This is a genomic window from uncultured Chryseobacterium sp. (assembly GCF_913776365.1).
GTDB lineage: Bacteria > Bacteroidota > Bacteroidia > Flavobacteriales > Weeksellaceae > Chryseobacterium.
On record NZ_CAJYMO010000063.1, the window covers coordinates 1 to 8,521 of the forward strand.

Annotated in this window: 8 protein-coding genes; 7 read left to right on the forward strand and 1 reads right to left on the reverse strand. The window is 45.6% G+C overall.

All coding sequences use genetic code 11. The annotated features are described in order from the left end of the window. From QZ735_RS03185 to QZ735_RS03215, 7 genes are all read left to right on the forward strand, one after another. Window positions 1-307, forward strand: a 307-nt coding sequence (locus tag QZ735_RS03185; protein WP_294244083.1) for an SbcC/MukB-like Walker B domain-containing protein, incomplete at its 5' end; no start/stop codon positions are given. 288 nt (window positions 308-595) lie between these two features. Beyond that, on the forward strand, window positions 596-1,693 hold the full coding sequence (locus QZ735_RS03190; RefSeq protein ID WP_294244086.1) for a glycosyltransferase family 1 protein: 1,098 nt from the start codon (window positions 596-598) through the stop codon (window positions 1,691-1,693). A gap of 156 nt (window positions 1,694-1,849) precedes the next feature. Further along, window positions 1,850-3,052 carry a hypothetical protein gene (locus QZ735_RS03195; RefSeq protein WP_294244089.1) on the forward strand — a complete coding sequence of 401 codons (1,203 nt, stop codon included), beginning with the start codon at window positions 1,850-1,852 and terminating at the stop codon, window positions 3,050-3,052. Between the two features lie 479 nt (window positions 3,053-3,531). Further along, window positions 3,532-4,098 carry a hypothetical protein gene (locus QZ735_RS03200; RefSeq protein ID WP_294244092.1) on the forward strand — a complete coding sequence of 189 codons (567 nt, stop codon included), beginning with the start codon at window positions 3,532-3,534 and terminating at the stop codon, window positions 4,096-4,098. Between the two features lie 80 nt (window positions 4,099-4,178). Beyond that, on the forward strand, window positions 4,179-4,880 hold the full coding sequence (locus QZ735_RS03205) for an ABC transporter ATP-binding protein (protein WP_294244095.1): 702 nt from the start codon (window positions 4,179-4,181) through the stop codon (window positions 4,878-4,880). Window positions 4,881-4,892: 12 nt separating this feature from the next. After that, window positions 4,893-6,305: a choice-of-anchor tandem repeat GloVer-containing protein gene (locus QZ735_RS03210; protein WP_294244098.1), complete on the forward strand. Its 1,413-nt coding sequence runs from the start codon at window positions 4,893-4,895 to the stop codon at window positions 6,303-6,305. 78 nt (window positions 6,306-6,383) lie between these two features. Beyond that, the gene (locus QZ735_RS03215; RefSeq protein ID WP_294244100.1) at window positions 6,384-6,824 is read left to right on the forward strand and encodes a hypothetical protein; all 441 of its coding nucleotides are present in this window, start codon (window positions 6,384-6,386) and stop codon (window positions 6,822-6,824) included. A 562-nt stretch (window positions 6,825-7,386) separates the two neighbouring features. Here the strand turns inward: QZ735_RS03215 and QZ735_RS03220 are convergent. Further along, window positions 7,387-8,238: a diacylglycerol kinase family protein gene (locus tag QZ735_RS03220; RefSeq protein WP_294244102.1), complete on the reverse strand. Its 852-nt coding sequence runs from the start codon at window positions 8,236-8,238 to the stop codon at window positions 7,387-7,389. Window positions 8,239-8,521 lie beyond the last annotated feature (283 nt).

Here is an 8,521-nt window from a genome sequence, read left to right on the forward strand (position 1 = left end):
GGTACGGACGGTGTATTCACTTTCCGGCGGTGAGTCATTCCTGGTATCCCTGGCCCTGGCGTTAGGTCTTGCTTCATTATCCTCCAACCGGATGAAAGTGGAATCGCTGTTCATCGACGAAGGTTTCGGATCGCTGGATCCCAATACCCTGAATATTGCCATGGATGCTCTCGAGAGGCTTCATAACCAGGGCCGGAAAGTCGGGGTAATTTCCCACGTACAGGAAATGACGGAACGTATCCCGGTACAGATCCGGGTAAGCAAGAAACAGAACGGAAAGAGCAAAGTGGAAGTTACCGCTCATTAGCATCACAATGGAGGCGGCATCATTTTTCCGGGGCATCATCCGGGGAAGGCGTCCTTTCCGGATCTGTTTTGCCCGTTTTATCTACCATAAAACATTTGAAATCCGCCAGGTTATACTTGATTTGAAACAGCTGTCTTATGATCCTGTGCATAAAGGAATTCTTTTTTAAATAATAGTTTTACTAGACAGTTCAGAATTACACCACGACATCTACCGCCACTTTCACTGTTCCAGTGCTAAGCGCACCGTTGATTTCCGGTCTTCAGGACATAATTAACACCAAATCATATGCAGAATATTTTATGTTTCAGTCATCTCCACTGGAATTTTGTGTATCAGCGCCCTCAGCATCTGCTGAGCCGCTTTGCAAGACAGTATAACGTTTACTATTTCGAAGAGCCGAGACCCGGTTCAGATTCCTATCAGATCACCCGGCAGGACGGCATTTCCATTGTAGCCCTGTTCCTGGATGATCATGGAACCGACCGCAATATCAGGTTAAAGAACATCATTGACCAGTTAATGGCCGATCAGGGAATCAAGGAATACCTGTGCTGGTATTATACCCCGATGGCATTGGAATACACCAGCCACCTGAAGCCGCAGGTTACCCTGTATGACTCGATGGATGAACTTTCCGCCTTCCGTTTTGCTCCGCCACAGCTTCTGGCACTGGAGACCGAACTTTTTAAAAAAGCTGATGTTGTCTTTACCGGTGGCCATACGCTGTATCAGGCTAAGAAAGACCGTCATCACAACATCCACCCTTTTCCGAGCAGCATTGATAAAGAACATTTTCAGGCAGCAAGGCAACACGGGACCGACCGGCAGGACCAGAAAGACATTCCGCATCCGAGATTCGGGTTCTACGGGGTCATTGATGAAAGATTTGATATCGAGCTGCTGCGCGAAGTTGCCCGGCGAAAACCGGACTGGCATTTTGTCATCATCGGCCCGGTGGTGAAAATCAATCCGGATGACCTTCCGAAAGCAGACAACATCCATTACCTGGGTCCGAAAAAATATGAAGAGCTTCCGGCTTACATCGGCCACTGGGATATTGCCCTGGTGATGTTTGCGCTGAATGAATCCACCGAATTTATCAGTCCGACCAAAACCCCGGAATACCTTGCAGCAGGCCTTCCCGTAATTTCCACGCCCATCAAGGACGTTGTAAAGCCTTATGGTGAAGAAAACCTGGTCTATATCGCCGGCCATGCAGACGATTTCATCATGTACGGTGAGGAAGAGCTGGCAAAAGAATGCAAAAAGGAATGGCTGATCAAGGTAGATGAATTCCTGGCGGATGACTCCTGGGACAATACATTCGAGAAAATGAATATCCTGATCAACAACGTAAAAAAAAGCAACGGCATTTATGTATGATGCTCGGATGACCGGCCCAACACCGGCAGACTACGAAAAAAAAGCGTTTACGGCAGACCGGGATGATCTTATCCGGGATAATGTTTGCGATGATCACCATAAAAGAGGAAATCACTTTTTAAATCAAGACACCATTCAAAAAAAGAATCAAAGATAATGACGGACTACAGTACAACTTACCAGAACCCTGAAAAACCGTTCCGCTCTTTTATCATGGGCGGATTTGAATGTGCCGACCATCAGAATGCCTTCGGTGAGCGGGTGGACCTTACGGAACTTACCGGCCACGACCGGTATATTGCGGAAGATTACCGCAACCTCAGGGAAATCGGAATTTCTACCGTCCGCGAGGGCATCCGGTGGAGTTTTGTAGAGAAATCCCCTTTTGAATATGACTGGAGCCAGGTGGAAGACATGATCTCCCGGGCGAAGGCCAATGACATCGAAATCATCTGGGATATCTGCCATTTCGGGTTTCCGGATGACCTTACGCCGCTGCACCCTATGTTCGCCAGGAGATTTGCCCATCTGTGCAGGGCTTTTGTCCTGAAGTACCGGAGCCTCTGTCCCGAGGGCGATCTCATCGTAACCCCCATCAACGAAGTCAGCTTCCTGTCATGGCTGGGCGGAGACGTACGCGGAACCAGCCCTTACTGCGTTGGCCAGGGATGGGAGGTGAAATACATGATGATGAAAGCCTATATAGAAGGGATTGAAATGATGCGGGAAGCAGATCCGCATGTTAAAATAATGCCTACCGAACCGTTGATCCATATTGTTTCACCGGATCCGGCGGATACCGCTCTGGTTCTTGCCGCCCATAAAAAGCATCAGGAGCAGTTTCAGGTACTGGACATCCTGACAGGGAAAATGTGCCCGGAACTGAGAGGAAAACCTGAATACCTGGACATTATCGGGGTGAATTTTTACTGTGACAACCAATGGACGGTAACGGACCATCAGTATATCCCCTGGGATGAAAGCCCGCCGAATCCTTTGTGGAAAAGCCTGTATTCGCTGGTGGAGGAAGTCTTTATCCGATACGGAAGGCCGGTGGTCATCTCCGAAACCAGTATGGCCGGAGACAAGAGATACCCATGGCTGAAAATGATTGCTGAAGAATGCATCACCATCCTGCAAAGCGGGATTCCCCTGTTGGGCTGCTGTATTTACCCGGTCATCGACCGCCCGGACTGGGACTTCCCCGCCCAATGGCATCACAGCGGCGTCTGGGATATTCACAACCCTGATACGCTGGAACGTGAGATTCATGGTGAAAGCAGGATGGCTCTTGAAGAATTCCGGCAAAAGCTGTATGTTCAGGAAATACCGTTGCCTGAAGAAATCCAGACACTGTAACGGCTGCCGCAGAACTTCATACTCTGCATTCCAGTTACAATCTGATCATTTGTTTTTTACTTTTATCCTTGTTATCTTTTATTCCCCTGTCAGACTTTCAGGGGAATGTTATCTTACTAAGGAAAACCGTGTGTTACTTCCCATGTTAGCAGCTGTTAAATTTATATGCATTTCATAAATTTAATATTCATGGCATATAAAATATTTCTCACAAACGTGAACAATATTAGCAGTTGATTTCTACCTGTTTAGCATGATACTTGTGATAGTGTTTTATAGCAGTAGCTTATTAATCCATATTTAAATAAGCTACTGTAAATCACGAATTTAAAATAATTCAATAAATAAGGAATAAGGATCGTGACTGAATTTTAACATCCGGATATGAAAAAAATTATTACTTTTGTTTGTAATTAGAAAATTTATTTGTTCCCCTGTTATTTTTAAACAGGCAGAGAAAAACATAAAAAAATCGTCGTATGAGAAAAATAATTCTACTCTTTACATGCCTTTTCGGAATTTCAGCTTTTTCACAGATCAAAGTGCTGAAAAATGTTTCGTTGGTAGAAATCGGTAAAGATAATTCCGTAGGTTTATATAAAAAAGAAGATAAATTTACCATTAATTATCAGGACCTGAATACCGCCAACCTGAATACGTTCCGTTCCTTTTCTTTCCAGAATATGAATAAAGATGTGGCAGGGCTGTATGAACTGATCACCAATGGATTTATCGACACCCCGGAAGGCAATATCGTCCTGGAACTTCCCAATGATATTGTTGAACTTCATTTTGAAAAGAACCTGGGGCAGCCTACCGTTCAGTTTATCCAGTATATCAACAAGAACCGTAAGTATGTAGGAAAATCCCAGGTACTGAACAAGAAGCAGATTGATAAGATTTTCGGAAAGCTTAACGGAAAATCATCCTTGTATGACCGAGCGGCCGGAATGACTCCGGTAAATCCCGTAACCCCTGTTTCTTCTTCTGCAGCAACGGCAGTTCCACGAACTCCTGCGCCTGCCGGTAAGAAAACAAGAAAATAAACGGTATTCACCAATATTCGTACAGCTCATTCCCCGGAATGAGCTTTTTTATTTTTATTTTTGCAAAAAGACCTTTTATTATGCCTCTTCATATTCATCATTTAACTAAGAAATTCGGCGGCCAGACTGCGTTAGACGACATCAGCATCTCCATAGAAAACCATGAAATCATCGGTCTTCTGGGCCCTAACGGAGCCGGGAAATCCACCCTGATGAAATCGATTGTCGGTGCCCTGAAAATTGATGAAGGCGAAATCATCTTCAACGGTAAAAACATCACCGAACATGAGACCGAGAGCAAGAAGAGAATCGGTTTCCTTCCGGAAAACAATCCGCTGTACCTGGAGATGTTTGTCAAGGAATATCTCGAATTCGTAGCCAATATCCATAAGATCCCGGAATCGCGGGTGGAAGAAGTCATTGCTCTGGTAGGCATAACGCCGGAAAGAAACAAGAAGATCGGCCAGCTTTCCAAAGGATACAAGCAGCGGGTAGGACTGGCGCAGGCCATCCTTCATGAGCCGGATCTCCTGATCCTGGACGAACCGACCAACGGGCTGGATCCCAACCAGATTATTGAAATCCGGAATGTGGTGAAGGAAATCGGCCAGCAGAAAACCGTGCTTCTTTCCACCCACATCATGCAGGAGGTGGAAGCGCTTTGCTCCCGCGTTATCCTGATCCATAAAGGGCATATTCTCCAGGACTGCGCCATCAGTGAATTCAAAGGAAGGTTTGACAGTTTGGAAGAAGCATTTGCGCATTATACTTTAACCTCTTAATAGTATTCAGGTATGTTAAAAAAATTATTGTTCTGGCCATTGCTGACGGTTGTTTCGCTGACTTCTGCACAATCAAAAAAACTATACGGAATGACCTTCAGAGGCGGAATTATTGATAGAGGGACTCTTTTTGAGTATGACTATAACACCAATACCAATGTAAAGAAAATTGATTTTACGGGCAGCAACGGAACCAATCCTGCAGGCAGCCTGCTGCAGGCTTCTAACGGAAAACTGTATGGCATGACAGAATATGGAGGAAGTTTCAATAACGGCGTTTTATTTGAGTATGACCTTGCTACAGGTGTGCTGACCAAAAAGTATGAGTTTCCGGCAACCGCTTCGGGACGCGTACCTACCGGAGCCCTGATCCAGCTCTCTTCGGGAAAGATGTACGGAGTTACTTCCTACGGAGGAACAGAAAATAAAGGAACCCTTTTTGAATATGATCCCGCTACCAACATCTATACGAAAAAAGCTGACTTCAACGGTACCAACGGATACAGACCGAAGGGCAGCCTTATGCAGGCATCAAACGGTAAGCTGTACGGCACGGCAAGCTTCGGAGGAAATACCGATAACGGGGTTTTATTTGAATTCGATGCCAATACGGGCATCCTTACAAAAAAAGTCAATTTCATCAATATTACCTACGGTTCGCAGCCTGTAGGGGCGCTTTTACAGGGAACAGACGGCGATCTATACGGAGTAACCAATGACAGCGGAACCGAGGGCTGGGGAACAATCTATAAATATAATATAACAACCAATACCGTTACAAAACTGTACGACTTCGAATATGCCTACGGAACCCGCTCAAACGGAACCCTGATGCAGACTCCCGACGGAAACCTCTACGGCATGACCATGTATGGAGGTGCGCATAATCAGGGTGTACTGTATCAGTTTAATCCGTTGACTCATCTTTTTACAAAAAAAATAGATTTCTATGAAATTGTTTCAGGAAGCATCCCTTTCGGAAGCCTGATGATGGCTTCCAATAATAAAATATACGGAATGACCTATTGGGGCGGCAACACTTCTGACGGAACCCTGTTTGAATATGATCCCGGCAGTAATGTCCTGACGAAAAAATATGATTTCAATAACATCAATAACGGAAGAAACCCGTATCAGAGTTACCTGATAGAAGTTACTGTAAATAACAGCCTGTCAGTTCATGACCAAGAGTCAGTAAACCCTGCAGATATTTATCCTAATCCGGTAAAAGAAGTGCTTACGATCAGTCACATTGACAAGAAATTGCATAATAGCCCTATTCAGATCATCGACGGCACCGGAAAAATCCTCCTGCAGCAGGTTATCCGTCACGAACAGGAAAAAATAAATGTATCGGGTCTCATTCCCGGCATGTATTATCTTAAAACCGAAGGAAATGTAAACAGGAAATTTATTAAAGAATAAACTTATGCTCCCATTTCCTATATATCATGCTGGCTTTAAATTTGATGAAGGTTTATCTCAACCTAAATCAAAAACAATATGATTAAGAAAGTTTTGTCCGGAGCCTTTCTGGCTGTTATTTGTACCATGGCTTATGCCCATGAAAGCAGAAGCGAATCAGCTGCTGATACCGGCTGCATGACTGAAGCAATACAAAAGGTACCGAAATCGGTTATCGTGAAGACCAGGAAATTCAAGATCAAGATTGACCAGCAGCCGAACGGGAATTACCTGTACCAATCCTGGCCTGCCAACGGAAAACTCTCTTCCAGGCCGAGCATGATCATCAGCGACGGTGAGATGATCCCGGACGGAACAGGCGGAAACTACTATTACGAATTCAGCAACAACGGCTATACCTACAGGATCTGGAGAAACTACCTGACCGATTCTGCTAAAAAAGCCCCTTACACCCTTACGGTAGAAGACCAGAACGGTAAGACCGTCGTCAATCAGCCTGCCTATGTGGTGAAGAATTAATCCGGTTGTACGCATACCGGTTCTCACATGATATTACCCCTGTTTCTTTTACGAACAGGGGATTTTGCTTGGTAAAATTAACATACACCCGAAACAGAACCCAGGTTACAGGACCGGAAAAGAAAATTCATTCTGCAAGGGATCCCCGTAACCGTCTTTAAAACCGGGTATACGGTCAATAGAATTGATTTCAACCCATTAACCACAGGGTACCTGATGATCCGGCATCAGCTGAATGCGGACAGGTTTCGGCTAAAGCCGGATGTATACCGCTATCATGACGTCGGGCTAAAGCCCAACGCTATTGATTGATTGATTGATTGATTGATTGATTGATTGATTGATGAAATAATGACTGATGCTGAACCGCAACGGCAGCCTAGCCCGGATCGCAGCGGTTACCCCACAGCGGAGTTGGAGAGCCCGGGAGCGGATGGGTCCGGCGGATGGGCAGGATGTAACGCAGGCGCGAGGAGTATGAGCGGAGAGCCGGAAAAAGCTCCTGAAAAATAACCGCAACGTCACTTCAGCAGGCAGCCTGTACTTCCGATGGCCTTTCCAATCAAATCAGGATGTTGAGGCTGGCCGGCTGTACCTTTATGTGTACCGGCGATTTGATTTTGTTGAATTCCCCGTCGATATGCCAGTTTTTTGTATTGACTTTGAATTCGACTTCGGAGACCGGAAGGTAGGTAATGTAGTCATCCTCTCTCAGTTTTTTGGTAAACATGCGGAATGCAAACAGCGGGGAATAGGCCAGCGGGAATTTCTTCACCAGCACCATATCCACCAGGCCGTCGCTTTTGCTGGCCTGCGGGGCGATATAGGCGTTGTTGCCGAACTGCCGGGTGTTGGCAATATTCACCATGAGGTATTTCCCGTTGTACTTCCGGTAGCCTTCATCGGAAAACGTAAGCTTGATGGGCTTGTAGCTGAAAAAGGTCCTCAGGGAAACCCTGATATAGTTTTTGAATCCGCGGCTGGTTTTTTCAAATTCCTTCACCACTTTGCCGTCGAAACCGGTTCCGGAAACGTTGATGGACAGCAGGCCGTTAACCGTGAAGGTATCGATTTTCCTGGAGGATTTTGCTCTGAGTTTCTGCAGCAGCTCATCGAGGTTTTTGCCGAATTTGTTTTCGTTGGAAAACCCGTTTCCGGAGCCTGCCGGGAAAATGGCCAGGATTTTTCCGGTACCGATGAGGTTCCGCGCTACGGTAGAAATGGTACCGTCCCCTCCTATCGCCACAAAGACCTCTACCCGGCTGAAATGGTCCCTGATAAAATCGTCAGTCCCGGTAATGGAATCCGAAATATAGTACAGGGGATCTTTTACCTTGGCTTTGAGCTCATTGAGAAACGGATGGTAGTTTTTCTTTGCCGAAAAAGGATTGATGATAAAGGCCACATTTTCCATGGATGCAAAATTAAAAAATGCTTCCGATTGGGAAGCATTAATATCCGTTAATTTTATCTTTATGCATTAGCGTTAGGTTGTATTTCCGCCGGTAAGAATGCCGGAGCAGACCTATTGCGGGATCCACCGTATTTTCCGGGCTTATTCCCTGATGTCCATCCGTTCTCTGAATTCCGGATTCAGGCTGCCTTTAAGCTCCTGCCATGAAACAGGGATGGTGATATCCCCGGCAGCGAAAGCGGTAATCTCGTACGGGCTGTAATGGAAATACAGGTTCTTGTCA